This is a genomic window from Acinetobacter sp. 24-47-67, from assembly GCF_056779735.1.
On sequence record NZ_JBWYIK010000054.1, the window covers coordinates 1 to 223 of the forward strand.

Annotated in this window: 1 protein-coding gene; it reads right to left on the reverse strand. The window is 45.3% G+C overall.

The annotated features are described in order from the left end of the window. On the reverse strand, positions 1 to 223 hold a 223-nt coding region (locus tag AC1M9K_RS14655; RefSeq protein ID WP_481589659.1), incomplete at both ends, for an enolase C-terminal domain-like protein.

The following is a 223-nucleotide window of genomic DNA, read 5'->3' on the forward strand; positions in this document are numbered from 1 at the left end:
ACCTTCGAGTAGGCCACCAGACTGAGCAACTTTTACAGCAAACACAGAAGCAGCATTACGCTTCGCTAAACGATAAGCTGTACTTGGACCCATCAATGACTCATCCGCCATGATGGCAATATCAAAACGACGAGTTAAACGCTCCATGGCATCAATATTGTCAATCGCACATGGCTGTTCAATTAGATCCACACCACCATCTTGCAGAAGCTGAATACCTTTG